The organism is Streptomyces sp. MMS24-W38, assembly GCF_059889265.1.
In genome coordinates, this window is record NZ_JCBCPP010000001.1 from 3,977,874 (window position 1) to 3,995,263 (window position 17,390).

The following is a 17,390-nucleotide window of genomic DNA, read 5'->3' on the forward strand; positions in this document are numbered from 1 at the left end:
ACGATCTGCGGCCCGGCGCAGCCGCACCCGGCGCGCGCACCGCTGTCCCCCGTTCGCGGTAACGTGAGGCCCCTATGAACGCCAATCCCGACGTGCGGCACCCCGCCGTTTCCGTGATCATGCCCGTCCTCAATGAGGAAAGGTATCTGCGTGGCGCCGTCCACGCGATCCTCGCCCAGGAGTACGCCGGCGAGATGGAGGTCGTGATCGCCCTCGGTCCGTCCACGGACCGCACGGACGAGATCGCCGCCGAACTCGTGGCCGAGGACCCGCGGGTGCGTACCGTGCCCAACCCGACCGGCCGCACCCCGGCCGCCCTCAACGCGGCGATCAAGGCCTCGCGCTATCCGATCGTGGTCCGCGTCGACGGGCACGGGATGCTCTCGCCGGGCTACATCACCACCGCGGTACGACTCCTCGAGGAGACCGGCGCGCAGAACGTCGGCGGCATCATGCACGCCGAGGGGGAGAACGACTGGGAGCACGCGGTCGCCGCCGCGATGACCTCGCGGATAGGCGTCGGCAACGCGGCCTTCCACACCGGTGGCGCGGCGGGCCCCGCCGAGACCGTCTACCTCGGGGTGTTCCGGCGCGAGGCGCTGGAGCGGCAGGGCGGCTACAACGTGGAGTTCATCCGCGCCCAGGACTGGGAGCTGAACTTCCGCATCCGCGAGGCCGGCGGGCTGGTCTGGTTCTCGCCGGAGCTGAAGGTGTCGTACCGGCCCCGGCCGAGCGTGCGGGCGCTGGCCAAGCAGTACAAGGACTACGGCCGTTGGCGGCACGTCGTCGCCCGTTACCACTCCGGTTCCATCAACCTGCGGTATCTGGCCCCGCCGGCCGCGGTGTGCGCGATCGCGGCCGGAACCGTGGTGGGCGCGGCGCTCACGCCGTGGGGCTTCGTGGTGCCCGGCGGGTACCTCGCGGCGATCGTGCTGGGCTCCGTACCCGCCGGCAAGGGGCTGTCGCTGAAGGCGCGGCTGCGGATACCGGTGGCGCTGGGCACCATGCACATGTCGTGGGGCTGGGGCTTCCTGACCAGCCCGCGCTCGCTCGCGAAGAAGGTCATCGCCTCCCGGCGGCCCGCGGTCCACGCGGACGCCCCTGCCACCTGACCCGCCTTCACCGCGGACACCGCAGGGCCCCTTCCCGAGCGCGGGAAGGGGCCCTGCCGTGTCAGGACCAGGTGAAGGCCGGGTTGACCTTCATGCAGGCCGTGTCGTCCGCGCCGTTGAGGGCCTCGGCCGACTCGGGGGTGGTGTCGTCCTGTTCGGGGGCCTCGTACGTCGTCCCCTCACGCCAGTCGGCGCCCACGACGAGCGTGACCCCGGAGACGTCGGTGGACCGCCGCACCGAACTCTCCGGAATCCCCAGGACCTCGGCGACGCGATGCGCGTCGCCTTCCAGGTCGGCGCTCGGGTACCGCACCACCGTCCGCTCCCTGCTGAGGGAATCGGCGGTGTTGGCGAACGCGCTGGTGAAGCCCTTCTCCCGCAGGATTCCGGTCACGGTGCTCGCGCGGCCGGACGCCGCGGCCAGGGCGTCGGTGCGGGTGCCGTTGACGACCTGGACCGCGATCTGGGCGTCGGGGGCGGCCGGTTCGGTGGACGTGGCCTTCTCCTCGGCCTCCGTCGGCTTCTCGTCCTTGCCGTCCAGCGCGATGTCCTCGCGGACCAGCCGGAAGAGCTGCTCGGCGTCCTCGGTCGGCTCCACCCGGGCGCCCACGTACCGGTTCGGCATCGTGGTCATGGTGACGCGCTCCGGCTCCACCTTGCGCAGCTCGTTGCTGAGGTCGTACAGCTTCTTGACGGTGTCGAGGCCGGGGTCGACGGTGAGCGCCCGGGTGGCCTCCTCGGCCAGCCTGCGCAGCTTGTTGGGGCTGCTCAGGGTGGCGTTCTCCCGCAGCTCGCGGACCAGTGAGTTCATGTACATGTGCTGGGCCTTGGCGCGGGCGAGGTCGCTGCCGTCCTCGAAGCCGTAGCGCGTACGCAGCCACTGCAGGGCCTGCTTGCCCTTGACCGGGTGGGTGCCCTCGCGCAGCTTCAGCCCGGAGCCGTGGCCCTTGCTGTCGCGGGAGAGGATGTTGGCGTCCACGCACACCGGGACGCCGCCGACGGCGTCCGCCATGGCGACCACGCCGGCGAAGTCGACCATGACGAAGTGGTCGATGTGGATGCCGGTGAGCTCCTGCCAGGTGGCCACGGTGCAGCCCGGACCGCCGTGCCCGAGGCTCTGGTTGGTCATGGTCCGCCCGTTGCTCGCCTCGTACACGGTCCCGTCGTCGGGGTCGGTGCACTTGGGGATCTGGACGAGGGTGTCGCGGGGCATGCTGATCACGGACATGTTGGTCCGGTCGGCGGACAGGTGCAGCAGCATCTGCACATCGGCCAGCGGTGTCGAGCCGAACGTCTCGCGGGCGCCGCCGAGTTGCTGGTTCTCCTCGCTGTCCCGGGCGTCGGAGCCGATCAGCAGGATGTTCAGCGGGGTCTGTCCGGCGGCGTTCGGCGTCGGCTCGGCGACCTTGTGGTCGCCCAGGTTCAGCGGGTTCTGCTTGATGTTGTCGTTCAGGTGCCGGTAGTAGACGTAGCCGGCTCCGGCCGAGCCGACGAGGAGCAACGCGAGGACCGCCGCGCACCACTTGAGCATCCGGCGCCGCGGGCGGTGGCCGCCGTCCGCACCGGACGCCGGTATGTCCCCGCCGTCGCCGTCGGACGCTTTGTCGGCCGGGCCGTCGGCCGCGCCGCCGGCCGGGCCGTCGTCCGGTTCACGCCGGTCGTCGCGGAGTGTCCTCCGTGCGGCGCTCTGCGTCACTGCCGCCGTCCTCCCCACCCCTGGTACTCCTCGCGTCATGGAACAAGGCCCGTCCTGCGTTGTGTTAGACGCACGACGGGGCCGTCAGTTGCGCGCGGAACGCAACCGATTCAACAACTTTTGGTGAGGGTTTCGCACGTGCTCGGCTGAACGTCAGCTCGCGCACTCCACCTTGTCGGCCGTGGACTTCTCCACGTCCGGCGCCCCGGCCGCGGAGCCGTCGAGCTGTGCCCCGGCGTCCGTGAAGTCCTCGCCGAGGGTCAGTGTCATCGTGGGCAGTCCCTGGGCGTTGGTGGCGCTCTCGCCGGGCTTCATCCCCGAGCCGGACAGGCCGAGGATGTCGGCGAGGCGGCGGGCCTGGTCGGCCTGGTCGGGCGCGTACTCGAGGGTGGTCTTCTTCAGCGTCTTCGGGGCGTTGCCGGCGTTCTCCGACTTGCTGACGCCCTCCTCGAGCTGGAGCCGGTTGAGCATGTCCTGGGCGCTGCCCGCCGGGGCACCGCCGTTGAAGACCCGCACCCGGACCTCGGAGGCCTCTGCCTTGGGGCCCTTGAGGCGGGCGGCGACGGCGGTCTTCTTCTCCTTCTTCTCCTGCTGCTCGACCTCGGTCAGCGACACGTCGTTCGCGATCGCCGCGAAGAGCTGGGGTGCCTTGGCCTCGTCGAGGACGACGGTCGCCTTCACCGTCTCCGCGGGGTTGTCCTTCACCGGGACCGTGGTGAAGGAGATGTTCTTCGTCGGTACCTTCTTCAGCTCCAGGGCGACGTCCTTGAGCGTGCTGACCTTGCCGATACCGGTGTCCACGGTCAGCGCCTTGGTGGCGGCATCGGCCAGCTTCACGAGCCTGGTGGGGCTGGTCAGGGTGTCGCTGGAGGACATCTTGCGCATCAGCGAGGCCAGGAAGTGCTGCTGCACCTTGATCCGGTCGAGGTCGCCCTCGTTGCCGAAGCTGTGCCGGGTACGGACGAAGGCGAGGGCGTCCTCGCCCGCCACCGTCGACTCGCCCGCCGGCAGCCTCAGCTTCGACTGCTTGTCGTCGACCGCGTGCTCCAGGCACACCTTGACGCCTTCGACCGCCGTGGTGAGGGTCTTGACCGCGTTGAAGTCGGCCATCATGAAGTGGTCGACGGAGATGCCGGTGGCCTCCTCCACGGTGCGCATCGTGCAGCCCGGGTCCCGGCCGCCCTCGCCGAGGCTGCGGTTGAACCGGGCGCCCTGCAGCCCCGGGATCACTTTCTCCGTCCCGTCCTCCAGCTTCGTCGGGCAGTCGGGGACGTCGACGATGAGGTCGCGCGGGATGCTGAGCGCGGTGGCGTTGGTGCGGTCCTTGGAGACGTGCAGCAGGATCGTGGTGTCCGCGTGCCCGGCGCTGTTCTTGTCGCCGTAGCCCTCGTTGCCGGAGCCGGTGCGCTTGTCGGTGCCGAGGACCAGGATGTTGAAGGCCTCGTCCTTGCTGAAGTCGCCCGAGCCCGCGTCGCCGACGTCGGTCGTGTGGACGTTGCCCTCGAGGTGCTTCAGATAGACGTAGCCGGCCGTGCCGGTGGCGAGCACCACGAACGCCATCGTCCCGCCCGCCCACAGCAGGGCCTTCCTCGCCCTCGGCCCCCGCTGCGCCGGCCGGTCGCCGCGCCGTCCGGGCGGCGCAGCGGGGGCACCGCGCCGCCGCGGCGGGGGGACCTCACGGCCGGGCGCCCGGGTGCGGCCGGGCGCGGCACCGTACGCGTGGTGGCCGCTGTGGCGGGGGCCCGGGACGGGTGACTGCGGTGCGGAGGGGCCCAGTCGCAGTTCGTATTCACCGGTGGCCGGGTTGAGTATCCATTGGTCTGCGGGGTCGACGTTGTCCGCCCGCCCACGGCTCTGCGCGTCCACGCTCGTCCGAATCCTCCGTCCGGGCCACGCGGCATCCTCCCCCTCCAGAAGGTGTCCGCGCGTACTGGTCACCACCGTGCGCGACGCCAGGACGGTCCTCGCGGCCGGGGCACTGGAGCGTTCACATTAGCCGCCCGCCTGAGCGAGGAGTGGCTTCAGTGACGAATTCCTCGTCCCCGGAACGGGGCAAACCGCCCTATTGGGTGGGGAAATGGTGCTGCCGGCTCCCTGCCTGCCGTGGGACCCGCCCTACAGGGGCACCCGGTGGCCTGCCCGGCAGGTCACTTGGCGCACTCGACCTTGTCCGCCGTGGACGTGTCCTTGACGACGTCGTCCGGCGCCTTGGACGGAGTCGTCAAGGATGTGCCCGCACCCTTGAAGTCCTCGCCGAGGGTCAGTGTCATCGTGGGCAGTCCCTGGGCGTTGGTGGCGCTCTCGCCGGGCTTCATCCCCGAGCCGGACAGGCCGAGGATGTCGGCGAGGCGGCGGGCCTGGTCGGCCTGGTCGGGCGCGTACTCGAGGGTGGTCTTCTTCAGCGTCTTCGGGGCGTTGCCGGCGTTCTCCGACTTGCTGACGCCCTCATTGAGCTGGAGCCAGTTGAGCATGTCCTGGGCGCTGCCCGCCGGGGCACCGCCGTTGAAGACCCGCACCCGGACCTCGGAGGCCTCTGCCTTGGGGCCCTTGAGGCGGGCGGCGACGGCGGCCTTCTCCTTCTTCTCCTGCTGCTTGACCTCGGTGAACGACACGTCGTTCTTGATCAGGTCGAACACCTGCGTCGCTTTGGGCTCCTGGGGGACGACGGTCGCCTTCACCGCCTCCGCGGGGTTGTCCTTCACCGGGACCGTGGTGAAGGTCAGGTTCTTGATGTTGAGCTTGCCCAGCTCCAGACCGAGGTCCTTCAGCTTGCTGATGTCTTTCAACTGGGTGTCGACGGTGAGTGCCTCGGTGCCCGCCTCCGCGAGCTTGACCATCTTCGTCGGGCTGGTGAGGGTGTCGTTGGACTTCAGCTGCCGCATCAGCGCGCCGAGGAACTGCTGCTGCACCTTGATGCGGTCGAGGTCGCCCTGATTGCCCCACGCGTGCCGGGTGCGGACGAACGCCAGAGCCTGCTCGCCCTCGATGGTGTTGGGGCCGGCGGTCAGTTGGAGCTTGGAGTACGGGTCGTCGACGTCCTCGGCGACACAGACCTCGACCCCGCCGACCGCTGTGGTGAGCGTCTTGATCGCGTTGAAGTCCGCCACCATGAAGTTGTCCGGCGTGATCCCGGTCAGCTCGGTGACGGTCCGCATGGTGCAGCTCGGCGTGCGTTCGTTCTGGCCGAGGCTGGTGTTGAAGCGGTTCCTGGAGCCCGGGATCACCTTCTCCGTCCCGTCCTCCAGCGTCGTGGGGCAGTCGGGGATGTCGACGATGAGGTCGCGCGGGATGCTGAGCGCGGTGGCGTTGGTGCGGTCCTTGGAGACGTGCAGCAGCAGCGTGGTGTCGGCGTGCCCGGCGCTGCCCTTGTCGCCGTAGCCCTCGTTGCCGGAGCCGGTGCGCTTGTCGGTGCCGATCAGCAGGATGTTGATGGCCTTGTCCTTCTGGAAGCCACCGGTGCTCGCGCCGTCGTCGGAGATGGAGTCGATGTTGTCGTTGAGGTGTTCCAGATACAGGTAGCCGGCCGTGCCGGTGGCGAGCACCACGAACGCCATCGTCCCGACCGTCCAGAGCAGGACCTTCTTCGCCTTCGACTTCTTCTTCACCGGCCGGCGTCCGCGCCGGCCCGGCGGCGGCTCCTCCGGCGCACCCCGGCGCCTGCGCGACGGCGGTGCCTCATGTTCGGCCGTCCCGCGCTCGGCCGTCCTGCGGCCGGCGGGGCGCTCCGCCGTGCGCCCGGGCGCATCGGTGCGGCCGCGCGGCGCACCGGCGCCGGTGCCCTTGCCCGCACTCGTGCCGCCACCCGCGCCGGAGGGGCGCGGTCCACGGGGAGAGGGGATCGGTGACTGCGGTGCGGAATCGTTCAGCCGCAGTTCGTAATCACCGGTGTCCGGGTTGAGTACCCACTGGTCTGCGGGGTCCATGTCGTTGCCCCGCCCACGGCCTTGCGCGTCCACGGTCGTTTGCGTCCTCCGTCGGTGCCACGCGGCACCCTTCCCCTCCTGGGCGCCCGGTCGGTCACGCAGTGCGCGACTGCAGGACGAACCTCGGGTGCGCGCGCACCGGAGCGCTCACACTAACGGCACGGAATGACTTCCGGCGACGCCGGTGGCACATTCCATGTTCCTACAACTGGGCAATTCGCACATATCCCTTGACATGACTTCACGGCCTTGGAGTCACCTGTGTGCCGGCTTTACGCGCAGCTGTCCTCGGCGGCCGTGTTTCCGGAGAATGTGGGAGTGGGGGAAGGGGTCCCGGACGGTTCCACGGATTCCTTTTGAGTGACCTTTCCGTCACTGTCCGTGCTGCCGTCGTCCGAATTCCCGGACAGTGTGCCGGAGTCGGTTCCGGAGTCGACTCCAATGCCGAGGTCCTGTGCCGTCTCCTGTGCGACCGTCACCGAGGCGTCCCTGCGCAACCGTGCGAACAGCGCCTCCGCCTCGGGCTGGGCGAGTCGGTCCCGATTGGCGTCGGCGGCATACGGCTCTCGTGGGACGGTGAGGAATTGCACGCGTCCCGTGGGGATCTCGCGCAGCCCGCGGACGAGTTCGTACAAACCGCGCAGACTCGCCAGTTCCGGGTCGGTCGTCAGCGCCGAAGTGGCCGCGTCCAGAACGGGATACAGCTTCACCGGATTCAGCAGAACGTCATTGCCGCGGACCTTGTTGACGAGCGCCCCGAGGAACCGCTGCTGGCGTTCCATACGGTGCGTGTCGCTGCCGTCGCCGAGCGACTTGCGGGCGCGGACATAACCGAGGGCCTGTTCCCCGTTCAGCGTCACCCGGCCCGCGGGCAGTCTCAGTTTCGCCGCCTTGTCGTCGATGGGCTCGCGCAGGCACACCTCGACGCCGTCGACCGCCTCGACCATCTCCTTGAAGCCGTGGAAGTCCACGACGATGTGATGGTCCACGCGAATGCCGGTGAGTTTCTCGACGGTGCGGATGGCGCAGGCCGAACCACCCCGCTGGAAGGCCTGGTTGAACATCGCGAACACGGGCTCGGCACGGGTGCCGTCCCCGCGCAGGCAGCCCGGCACGGCCACCATCAGGTCACGGGGCAGGGACACGGCGGTGGCGCTGCGCCGGCCCGCCGACAGATGCAGCAGGATCGCGGTGTCGGACCGCTCCGTCCCCGAGTCCCGGCCGTAGTGGCGGTTGTCGTCCCCGGAGCGCGAGTCCGAGCCGATCAGCAGGATGTTCCGGGCCTCCCTGACCAGCGCGGTGGGCCGTTCCTTCTCGAACCGTGTGAGTTCGGCCGCGGCCGCCTCGTCCGGCGTGATGTTCCCGTCGAGCTTCACGTACACCGCCCACCCGGCTCCGGCGGCCAGGGCGAGCAGCGTGGCGATACCGAGCCCGGTGCCCCGCACCCACCGTCGCCGCCTGCGCCGCGCCAGCCCCCTCCCGCTCGCCGAGGCTCCCGTCCCCGGCCCGAGGGCACGTCCGTCCCCCGCGCCCGCGGGGGACGTGCCTGCGGTGTCGCTCATGACCGGTCCACCCCTCACTGCGTACGGCGTGCGGTGGAGGCCGTACGTGCCGTGCGTGCCGCTGATACGACGATGACCCGGATGCGGGGCGGAGGCGGGCACTGCTGAGCCGTACGGGGGACGGAGCGCGGCGAACGGGGTACGGCCCGGCGGGTTCGGTTTGGACGAGTCCGTCCGCGTCGAGCGGGGCCGGGCCGCGGCGGAGCCGCCCGCTAGCGGGAGATGACCGTGACCCGTTCGCTTTCGACGCGCTTGTCCAGGGCCTCGTCCCCGAGCCGGTCCAGGTTGCGGCACAGCACCACCGAACCGCCGGTCGCCAGCGGCCCGTACAGGCCCGCGTGCAGTCCCTCCCACGTGTCGTACGACAGGCCCGACAGGATGCGCGAGCCCGGTCCGGTCAGCCCGAGGTCCGTCGCCTCCGCGCGGGCTCGTTCCACCACCTCGGCCCCGGTGAACTCCCGTCCCGCCGCGATCAGCGCCGGAGCCTCGGGGTCGACCGGCGCGTACGGCGCGAACCGGTCGCCCTGCCCCGGCACCTCCACGGCGTAGTCGGCGAAGCCTTCCGGAGGCTGCGGGAAGCGTCCCCCGAGCGGCCTGAGCGCCAGCGCGATCCGCGCGCCCGAGCACGCCCGCGCGGCCTCCAGCGAGTCCGGCCCGCTCACCACGACGTCGGCGGCCGCCGGGTCGCCGGACATGTCCGCGACCGCGCCCACCGACGCGCATGCCAGCAGCCACACGGCCGTCTGCCAGTGCGCGGGCAGCAGGAGGGACACGCGGTCGCCCGGCTCGGCGGACAGTTCGTCCTGGAGCAGGTTCGCGGTCTTGGCCACCCAGTTGGCGAAGGTGGCCACGGACAATTCGACGCGTTCGCCCGTGGCGTCGTCGTAGAAGGTCACCAGGGGGCGGCCCGGGTCCGCGGCGAGCGCGGAACCCAGCAGGTCGGCGGGGGTGCGGTCGGTGGCGTTCACCCGCGCAAGCGTACGCGGACGAGGCTGTGCGCACCGGGTGGCGGGGGCACCGGTTCGGTGGAGCGGACCCCGACAGCCCGTCAATTCCCCGATGGACATATTTGTATGATTATGTCCAAGATCGGGGGCATGCGTAGAATTCCTGCTTCCGTCATCGGTGTCACCTGCGCGACCGCTCTCGCGCTCCCCCTTGCGCCGTCCGCCGGCGCGGCGACCGCGGGGCCGGGGCAGCCGACCCGGGCGGCTCCGCATGCGGCGGTGACGGCCGAGTCCGGTACCACGGGCAGCACCGAGTCGCTGCCCCTGCAACCCCTCGACCCCGACCGTGCCTCCGGCGCCGCCACGTTCGGCCTGACTCCCCGGTCCGTGAGGAACTTCTCCCTCCTCGGCGTCGTCTGGGACGACCCCGCCGCCGAATTCCAGGGTCAGGTCCAGGTCCGCACCCGCGCGGCCCGCACCGGCTCCTGGTCCGACTGGCGGGACGTCGAGGCCCACAACGCCGACCACGCGGCCGACCCCGGCACCTCCGACGACGGGGAACGCGCCTCGGGTCGGGTCCGCGGCGCCACCGCACCGCTGTGGGTGGGCGACTCGGACGGCGTGGAGATCAGGGTCCTGGCGGAGTCCGGAGGCCCGGGGCGCACCGGTACGGCTGACGAGAACGCCGAGAACGCGGGGAGCACCGAGAACGCCGAGAACGCCGAGAACACAGCCCTGCCGCTGCCGTCCGGGATGCGCCTCGAACTCGTCGACCCCGGCGAGGGCACCCCGTCCGCGGACGGCACCGCAGGCGGCACCGGCGCGCAGCGGAAGGGAACGGTCGCGCGGCAGCGGGCGAATCCGTACATCGGCCCGCGTCCCGACATCGTCACGCGGGCCGACTGGGGGGCGGACGAGAGCCTGCGGGCGGAGGGGTTCGTCTACACGGACGAGGTCGATGCGGCCTTCGTGCACCACACCGCCTCCGGCAACGACTACACGTGCGAGGAGGCACCCTCGCTCATCCGTGGTATCTACCGCTACCACACGGAGAGCATGGGCTGGCGGGACATCGGCTACAACTTCCTCGTCGACAAGTGCGGAAAGGTCTACGAGGGCCGTGCCGGGGGAGTGGCGGAGCCGGTCCTGGGCGCCCACACTCTGGGGTTCAACTCCGACACCATGGGGGTGGCGGTTCTCGGCACGTACGACTCCACGGAACCGTCGGACTCGGCGGTGAAGGGCGTCGCCCGGCTCACCGCGTGGAAGCTCGGGCTGTACGGCGTGGATCCGAACGCGGAGACATATCTGACGTCCGGCGGTGGCAATCTCTACGCAAAGGGCACGAAGGTACGACTGAACGTGATCTCCGGTCACCGGGACGGGTTCAACACCCTGTGCCCAGGGGGGAAGCTCTACGACCGGCTCGGCACCACCCGCTCCACGGCGGCCGGTTACCAGGGCCGCTGAGCTGCGCGGAGCCGCCGGGCCGGGTCCCTTCCTGCCGGAGACACACCGTCGAAAGCGCTGTGGAACGGTCTGCATAAACTGGCCGGCCGAAAGACAGTTCGGCCGGTCCCGGCAGGAAGCAGAGACGACAGGTGACAGAAGCGATCCTCCTGGTCGGCGGCAAGGGCACGCGGTTGCGCCCGCTCACGGTGCACACACCGAAGCCCATGGTCCGGGCTGCCGGGGTGCCCTTCCTCACGCACCAGCTGGCGAGAGCGAGAGCGGCGGGCGTCGAGCACATCGTCCTGGCCACGTCCTATCTGGCCGAGGTCTTCGAACCGTACTTCGGCGACGGGTCGTCGCTGGGGCTCCACATCGAGTACGTGACGGAGGTGGAGCCGCTCGGCACCGGCGGCGCGATCCGCAACGTCGCCTCCCGGCTGCACTCCGGCCCGGACGAACCCGTGCTGATCTTCAACGGCGACATCCTCACGGGCCTGGACATCCGGGCGCTGGTGCGCACCCACGAGACGACGGGCGCGGACGTCTCGCTGCACCTGACGAAGGTGACCGACCCGCGGGCGTACGGACTGGTGCCCACGGACGACACGGGCAGGGTCCTGGCGTTCCTGGAGAAGCCGCAGACGCCCGAGGAGATCGTCACCGACCAGATCAACGCGGGGGCGTACGTGTTCCGCCGCTCGGTCATCGACACGATCCCGACGGGCCGGCCGGTGTCGGTGGAGCGGGAGACGTTCCCGGGCCTGCTGTCGGCGGGGGCGCACCTCCAGGGTCTGGTCGACTCCACGTACTGGCTGGACCTCGGTACCCCGGCCGCCTTCGTCCGCGGCTCCGCGGACCTGGTGCTGGGCCGCGCCCCGTCTCCGGCGGTCCCCGGCCGCTGCGGCGACCGGCTGGTCCTGCCGACGGCGACGGTGGCACCGGACGCCAAGCTGGCGGGCGGGACGGTGGTGGGCGAGGGCGCGTTCGTGGCGGAGGGCGCGCGCGTCTTCGGCAGCACGATCCTGCCGGGTGCGGTCATCGAACCCGGCGCGGTCGTCACCGACTCGCTGATCGGCACGCGCGCGCGGGTGGGGGAGCGGTCGGTCCTCACCGGGACGGTCATAGGCGACGGCGCGGTCATCGGCGCCCGCAACGAACTCCGGGACGGGGCGCGGGTGTGGTGCGACGCGCGGATACCGGCGGGGGCGGTGCGGTTCTCCTCGGACGAGTAGCCGGCCGTGTACCGGCCCGGGGTGGGGCCGGGGCGGTTGAGGGCTCAGGCGGTTGAAGGCTTGGACGGCTGGGGGCTCGGGCTGCTGGGGGCTCGGGCCTCACAGCCGTCCGATGTCCCAGTGCGGCCTCTTCGGGGCCCGCCGAGCCGGCGTTCTTCCGCTCAGCAGGATCAGCCGGGCCGCCCGGTGCCGTTGCCCGGCATACGGCTCCAGCAGTTCGAGCATCACCGCGTCGTCCGCGTCCCGGTCCCCGGCGAGGGCCCATCCCACGATGCCCGGCAGGTGCAGGTCCCCCACGGTCACCTCGTCCGCCGAGCCGTGACTGCGCTGCACCGTCTCCGTGGACGTCCACGGACCGATGCCCGGCACCAGCTCCAGCCGCGCCCGCGCCGCCGCCGGAGCCATCCCGGCGGCCTCCTCCAGCCGCGCGGCGACGCGCACCGCCCGCAGGACCGTGGACGCCCGCTTGTCGTCGACGCCGGCCCGGTGCCACTCCCAGGAGGGGATCAGCGCCCAGGTCCGGGGTGACGGCATCACCGACATCCGTTCGGGCGCGGGCCCGGGTGCCGGCTCCCCGTACTTCCGTACCAGCAGCCGCCACGCCCGGTACGCCTCATCGGTGGTGACCTTCTGCTCCAGGACCGACGGGATCAACGACTCCAGCACCAGCCCGGTCCGCAGCAGCCGCAGTCCCGGACGCCGGTGCCGAGTGAGCGCCAGCACCTTGTGCCGGGGGACGAACGCCGCCGGTTCGTCCGCGGCCCCGAGCAGGTCCGGCAGCCGCTCCAGGAGCCAGTCGGCGCCGGGGCCCCAGGCCTCGCCCCGCACCTCGCCGCCGTGCCGCGTCACCCGCAGCGTCCCCGGCCCGGTGGGCGTCAGGCTCGCCCGCCAGAAGGAGCCGTCCGGCAGCGCGCGGAACGTCGGGTCCCCGGGCCCGCGCCGCAGCGGAGCGAGGACCAGACCGAGGTCCAGCGGCCCGTCCGGCACCCAGCTCCGCACCAGGGCCGGGACCGGTGCCTGGCGGGGCACCCCCGTGGGTACGGCGGTCCGTCCGCCTCGCACGGTCGTGCGAGCGGGCCGGGGAGCGAAACGTCCTGCCACAGAGAGGATTCCGGGGAGTGGGGAAGCGGGAGACGGGGGAGGGGCGGAAGATGCGGGAAAGGGAAGGGAGAGCGAGGGAAGCCCCACCGGAGTGGGGCTCCGCCCGGCCGGCGGGCGGCGGCTCCTACGAGGGTAGGCGTCCCGCGCGTCCGGCTCACCGCACCTCGATGAACGCGCCCGCGTCCCGCTCCGGTCGTGGCCGGGGGTCCTCGGCGGGATGGCCGACCGCCACCGCGCCCATCGGGTCCCAGTCCGCGGGCAGGTCCAGGACCTCGCGGACCACGTCCCGGCAGAACATCGTCGACGACACCCAGGCCGAGCCCAGTCGCTCACCGGCCAGGGCGACCAGGAAGTTCTGCACGCCGGCGCCCGTCGCGACCACGAACATCTCCCGCTCGGCGGCGTCCCGCCGCGCGTCCCCGTAGGTGTGCGAGCCGTCCATGACCAGGCAGGGCACGACCAGACAGGGCGCGTTGCGCAGGACGTCGCCGCGGCGGACGCGCTTGGCGATGGACTCCTCCGTCTTTCCGTCCCGGCGCAGGTCCGCGATCCAGGCGTCCCGCATGGCGTCCAGCAGGCGGAGACGGGACTCCGGGGACTCCAGCAGGACGAAACGCCACGGTGTGGTGTGGTGCGGTGCCGGAGCCGTCACGGCCGCGGCCACCGCGCGGCGCACCGACCCCGGGTCGACGGGCTCGTCGGTGAAGGCCCGTACCGTGCGGCGCCGGGTCACCGCCTGCCGTATCGCCTCCGACGTGCCGAGCCGGAACATGTCGTCGCGGGAGTCGCGAACCAGGGCCCGTGCGCCGTCGCCGTGGTCGTCGTCGGCCGTGACCAGGCCGGGCAGCCCGCGGACGACGGCCACCGGCAGGCCGGCGGCCTTGCCCTTGACCAGGTCGCCCGCCGCGGCGAGTTCGTCGGCGGTGGCGACGACGGTGGCGCCGAGCGGATTGCCGTGCGCGTCCGTGCCGCCGCGCAGGTCGTCCAGTACGCGCACGCCCGCGGCGCCGATCGCGACGTCCGTCAGCCCCGCGCGCCAGGGGCGCCCGAAGGTGTCGGTGACCAGCACGCCGACCGTGACCCCCAGGGCGTCGCGCAGGCCCTCGCGGATCGCCCGCGCGGACCCGTCCGGGTCCTCGGGCAGCAACAGCACCGTGCCGGCCGGGGTGTTGGACGCGTCGACCCCGGCCGCGGCCATGACCAGGCCCTGCCGGTTCTCCACGATGCGCAGGGCGCCGCGCCGGGCCACCACCCGTACCGTCTCCGCGTCGATCGCGGCCTCCCGGTCGGACGCCTCCAGCATCCGGCCCTCCGCCTTGGAGACGATCTTGGAGGTGACGAGCAGCACGTCACCGTCGGCCAGCCCCGGCTCCGCGGCCGCGATCAGTTTGGCCAGGTCGTCCCCCCGACGGACCTCGGGGAGGCCCGCGACGGCCCACACCCGGTACCCCGTGGACGCCGCGCCGCCCGCGTGCGGGTCGTCGCGCACGCGTGCGGCGTTCACGTCGTTGTTCAAGCCGTTCAAGCCGTTCACGTGGGTGAAGTCGTTCAAACCGACCGCACCTCCTCCGCCAGCGCCAGCGCCTCCCGCGCCATCCGGGTGGTCGCGTCGACGTCGGTCATCATCAGCGGCACCGCCCGGCAGCGGATCCCGGCCTCCTCGACACGCTCCACACAGGCCGCGTCGACCGTGTCGACCAGCCAGCCGTCCAGCAGGCCCGAGCCGTAGTGCTCGGCCACCGCCGGTGCGGTGGACTCGACGCCGACCGCCGCGAGCACCTTGTCGGCCATGCCGCGCACGGGCGCGTCCCCGACGATCGGCGACAGGCCGACCACCGGCACGCCAGCGTCGGCGATCGCCTCACGGATGCCGGGGACGGCGAGGATCGTGCCGATGGAGACGACCGGGTTGGACGGCGGGAAGAGGATCACGTCTGCCCCGGCGATCGCCTCCAGCACGCCCGGCGCCGGCTTGGCCTGCTCCGCGCCGACCGGCACGACCGCCTCGGCCGGGACCGACGCCCGCAGCCGTACCCAGTACTCCTGGAAGTGGATCGCCCTGCGCTCGCCGGCTCCCTCCGCCGGCCCCGTCGTCGAGGTGGTCGAGCCCGCCGTGGCCCCCGCCGAGTCGTCGGCGGGCAGGGTGACGGCGACGTGGGTCTCGACGCGGTCGTCGGTCATCGGGATCAGCCGGACCCCCGGCTGCCAGCGGTCGCAGAGCGCCTCGGTCACCGCGCTCAGCGGATACCCGGCGGCGAGCATCTGCGTCCGCACGATGTGGGTGGCGAAGTCCCGGTCGCCGAGCCCGAACCACCCCGGGCCGACGCCGTACGCCGCGAGCTCCTCCTTGAGGCGGAAGCTCTCGTCGGTCCGCCCCCAGCCCCGCTCCTCGTCGATGCCGCCACCGAGCGTGTACATCACCGTGTCGAGGTCCGGGCAGACCTTCAGCCCGAAGAGGTGAATGTCGTCCCCGGTGTTGCCGATGACCGTGATGTCCGAGTCCGGCGCGGCCCGCTTCAGACCGCGCAGGAAACGGGCACCGCCGATGCCGCCTGCCAGAACCACAATGCGCATGGGAAACAGTGTCTCAGCCGCCGGGCCGGCGGCAGCAAGCCCCGCACGGAACCGTGACCGACAGATCGGCGCTCAGGACACCTTGGTCAGTCGCAGACCGGGTCAGGCCACGGCCCCGTGCGGAACACGACCATCCTCACCGTCTCAGACGGACAGGGCCCCGGGCACCGGCCGCGCCTCGCAGTGCGGGGCGAGGGGGCGCATCGGCATCTCGGTCAGGCCCGGGTAGTACACGTGCAGGCTGACCGCCGACTCCAGTGTGTCGTTGACGACCTCGTGCACATAGCCGGGTGGGAACACCCGCTCCGTACCCGCCGTCAACGCACGCGTGCCGCGCCCGGTGCGCTCGGTGAGGGCGCCGTCCAGGACGGTCATGACTCCGGAGGAGGGGCCGTGGCCGTGCGGTCCGCTGCCCTGGCCGGGAACCCAGGACAGCAGCCACACCTCGTAGCCGACCGGGGTCTTTCCGGCTCGAGCGGAGCCGAGGCCTGGGGGGAGGGTGCGCAGCCGGTGGTACCAGCGGCTGGTCGCGTCGTACCGCACCAGGTGCTCCCACGAGGAGCGGTCGGCGGCGAGGGAGCGGGCCAGCCCGACGAACTCGGCGACGGTCGCCGGGTGCTCGCGCGGGGTCTGCAGCAGGTGTGGGACTTCGAGGATGTCGCCGGCGATCTGGAGGTCGCTGTCGCTGTTCATGGGATGCGGTGTTCCTCGGCGGAGAAGCGCTTGGTGAGCGGTGAGCGGGAAGGCAGGGGCAGGAGAGGGGGGGGGCTGCAGCGTGTGCTGTCGCGTGCGTCCGGGTCGCGGACGGCGGCGAGGAGTGCCCCGGTGGGAGCGGAAGGAACTGGAGTGGAGGGAACTGGCCTCGAGTCGAGGGTGACTCGAAGGGTCGGAGCGCGTTGGGCTCAACAACCGGAACAGTGACAGCTACAGCGAGCGCGGGCAGCACCGAGGAACCCGGCGGAGCGGGTCGAGGTGAGTGCCAAGTTCGCGAGCATGCCCACAAGGACAGCGGTTCACACCTCCAGTGTCAACTCGACGCCCGGATCGTGGGACACGGTTCACTCCATCCGGTTCACCTGCGGGACGAAAGGTTTGTTCGCGTGATTCCGGGGACACAAGGTGCGCACGGCCGGGCACACAAGTGCCGTTGCGATCCTGTGATCCGAATGTGATCCGGCTTGCTGTGGTGCCGGTGCGACAACGGGGTCGGCCGATCGGGCGTCTCCCCTTGTGGAGGTTCAGCACGGGGCGGGAAGCTCTGTCGGAGTCGTCGGTGTGTCAACGTTTATGGCGATTTGAACACTTTCGGCTTGGGCTTGGTTCTGCAGAGTGAATAAGGGCGCCAATAGCAGATCTCAGCTTGACTCGCCCGGAGCAGCACACTTGTAATTTCACTCGTGTCGTTTGGCCAGGACAGGTAACGGCAGCGTCACGGGGACACGAAAGACAGACGAGGGGCGCACATGACGGAGCTGGTGCAGCAACTGCTGGTCGATGACGTGGATGAGGAACTCGGCTGGCAGGAGCGCGCGCTGTGCGCCCAGACCGACCCCGAGTCGTTCTTTCCCGAGAAGGGCGGTTCCACCCGGGAGGCCAAGAAGGTCTGTCTCGCCTGTGAGGTCCGCTCCGAGTGCCTCGAATACGCCCTCGCCAACGATGAGCGCTTCGGTATCTGGGGCGGCCTGTCCGAGCGGGAGCGGCGTCGGCTGAAGAAGGCGGTGGTCTGAGGGCGCCGTCGGTGAACGGAGCGTCACATCCGGTGTGCCGCATCCAGGGAGTCACATCCGTATG

13 protein-coding genes are annotated in these 17,390 nt (G+C 71.3%); 4 read left to right on the top strand and 9 right to left on the bottom strand.

Annotation, left to right across the window (positions count from 1 at the left end; translation table 11 throughout):
* Positions 1-74 precede the first annotated feature (74 nt).
* Positions 75-1,112 carry a glycosyltransferase family 2 protein gene (locus AC6F7H_RS17140; RefSeq protein ID WP_500757830.1) on the top strand — a complete coding sequence of 346 codons (1,038 nt, stop codon included), beginning with the start codon at positions 75-77 and terminating at the stop codon, positions 1,110-1,112.
* A 61-nt stretch (positions 1,113-1,173) separates the two neighbouring features.
* Here the strand turns inward: AC6F7H_RS17140 and AC6F7H_RS17145 are convergent, their stop codons facing one another.
* The 5 genes from AC6F7H_RS17145 to AC6F7H_RS17165 form a co-directional block, all read right to left on the bottom strand.
* Positions 1,174-2,808, bottom strand: a complete 1,635-nt coding sequence (locus AC6F7H_RS17145) for an LCP family protein (RefSeq protein ID WP_500757831.1) — start codon at positions 2,806-2,808, stop codon at positions 1,174-1,176.
* A gap of 153 nt (positions 2,809-2,961) precedes the next feature.
* Positions 2,962-4,674, bottom strand: coding sequence for an LCP family protein (locus AC6F7H_RS17150; RefSeq protein WP_500757832.1), 1,713 nt, complete (start codon positions 4,672-4,674; stop codon positions 2,962-2,964).
* A 281-nt stretch (positions 4,675-4,955) separates the two neighbouring features.
* Positions 4,956-6,764 (bottom strand): LCP family protein, encoded by a 1,809-nt coding sequence (locus tag AC6F7H_RS17155; RefSeq protein ID WP_500757833.1) that lies wholly within the window; start codon positions 6,762-6,764, stop codon positions 4,956-4,958.
* Between the two features lie 239 nt (positions 6,765-7,003).
* Entirely contained in the window at positions 7,004-8,293 is a 1,290-nt protein-coding gene (locus AC6F7H_RS17160) for an LCP family protein (RefSeq protein ID WP_500757834.1), read from the bottom strand.
* Positions 8,294-8,505: 212 nt separating this feature from the next.
* Positions 8,506-9,261 (bottom strand): TIGR03089 family protein, encoded by a 756-nt coding sequence (locus AC6F7H_RS17165; RefSeq protein ID WP_500757835.1) that lies wholly within the window; start codon positions 9,259-9,261, stop codon positions 8,506-8,508.
* Between the two features lie 129 nt (positions 9,262-9,390).
* Here AC6F7H_RS17165 and AC6F7H_RS17170 point away from each other — a divergent pair, with 129 nt between their 5' ends.
* Together AC6F7H_RS17170 and manB are read left to right on the top strand one after the other, a co-directional pair.
* Positions 9,391-10,710 (top strand): peptidoglycan recognition protein family protein, encoded by a 1,320-nt coding sequence (locus tag AC6F7H_RS17170; protein ID WP_500757836.1) that lies wholly within the window; start codon positions 9,391-9,393, stop codon positions 10,708-10,710.
* 131 nt (positions 10,711-10,841) lie between these two features.
* A complete protein-coding gene (gene manB, locus AC6F7H_RS17175; RefSeq protein ID WP_500757837.1) occupies positions 10,842-11,924 on the top strand; it encodes a mannose-1-phosphate guanylyltransferase in 1,083 nt (360 codons plus the stop codon).
* Between the two features lie 99 nt (positions 11,925-12,023).
* Here manB and AC6F7H_RS17180 read toward each other — a convergent pair whose 3' ends face one another.
* From AC6F7H_RS17180 to AC6F7H_RS17195, 4 genes are all read right to left on the bottom strand, one after another.
* Entirely contained in the window at positions 12,024-13,025 is a 1,002-nt protein-coding gene (locus AC6F7H_RS17180; protein WP_500757838.1) for a DNA-3-methyladenine glycosylase family protein, read from the bottom strand.
* A 154-nt stretch (positions 13,026-13,179) separates the two neighbouring features.
* Positions 13,180-14,514: a coenzyme F420-0:L-glutamate ligase gene (locus AC6F7H_RS17185; protein ID WP_500761883.1), complete on the bottom strand. Its 1,335-nt coding sequence runs from the start codon at positions 14,512-14,514 to the stop codon at positions 13,180-13,182.
* 59 nt (positions 14,515-14,573) lie between these two features.
* Positions 14,574-15,599 (bottom strand): 2-phospho-L-lactate transferase, encoded by a 1,026-nt coding sequence (locus tag AC6F7H_RS17190; RefSeq protein ID WP_500757839.1) that lies wholly within the window; start codon positions 15,597-15,599, stop codon positions 14,574-14,576.
* A gap of 144 nt (positions 15,600-15,743) precedes the next feature.
* Complete coding sequence (locus AC6F7H_RS17195; protein WP_500757840.1) at positions 15,744-16,292, bottom strand: cysteine dioxygenase; 549 nt, start codon at positions 16,290-16,292, stop codon at positions 15,744-15,746.
* Positions 16,293-17,062: 770 nt separating this feature from the next.
* On the opposite strand from AC6F7H_RS17195, the gene AC6F7H_RS17200 reads away from it, so the two are divergent.
* Positions 17,063-17,326 (top strand): WhiB family transcriptional regulator, encoded by a 264-nt coding sequence (locus AC6F7H_RS17200; protein WP_500757841.1) that lies wholly within the window; start codon positions 17,063-17,065, stop codon positions 17,324-17,326.
* Positions 17,327-17,390 lie beyond the last annotated feature (64 nt).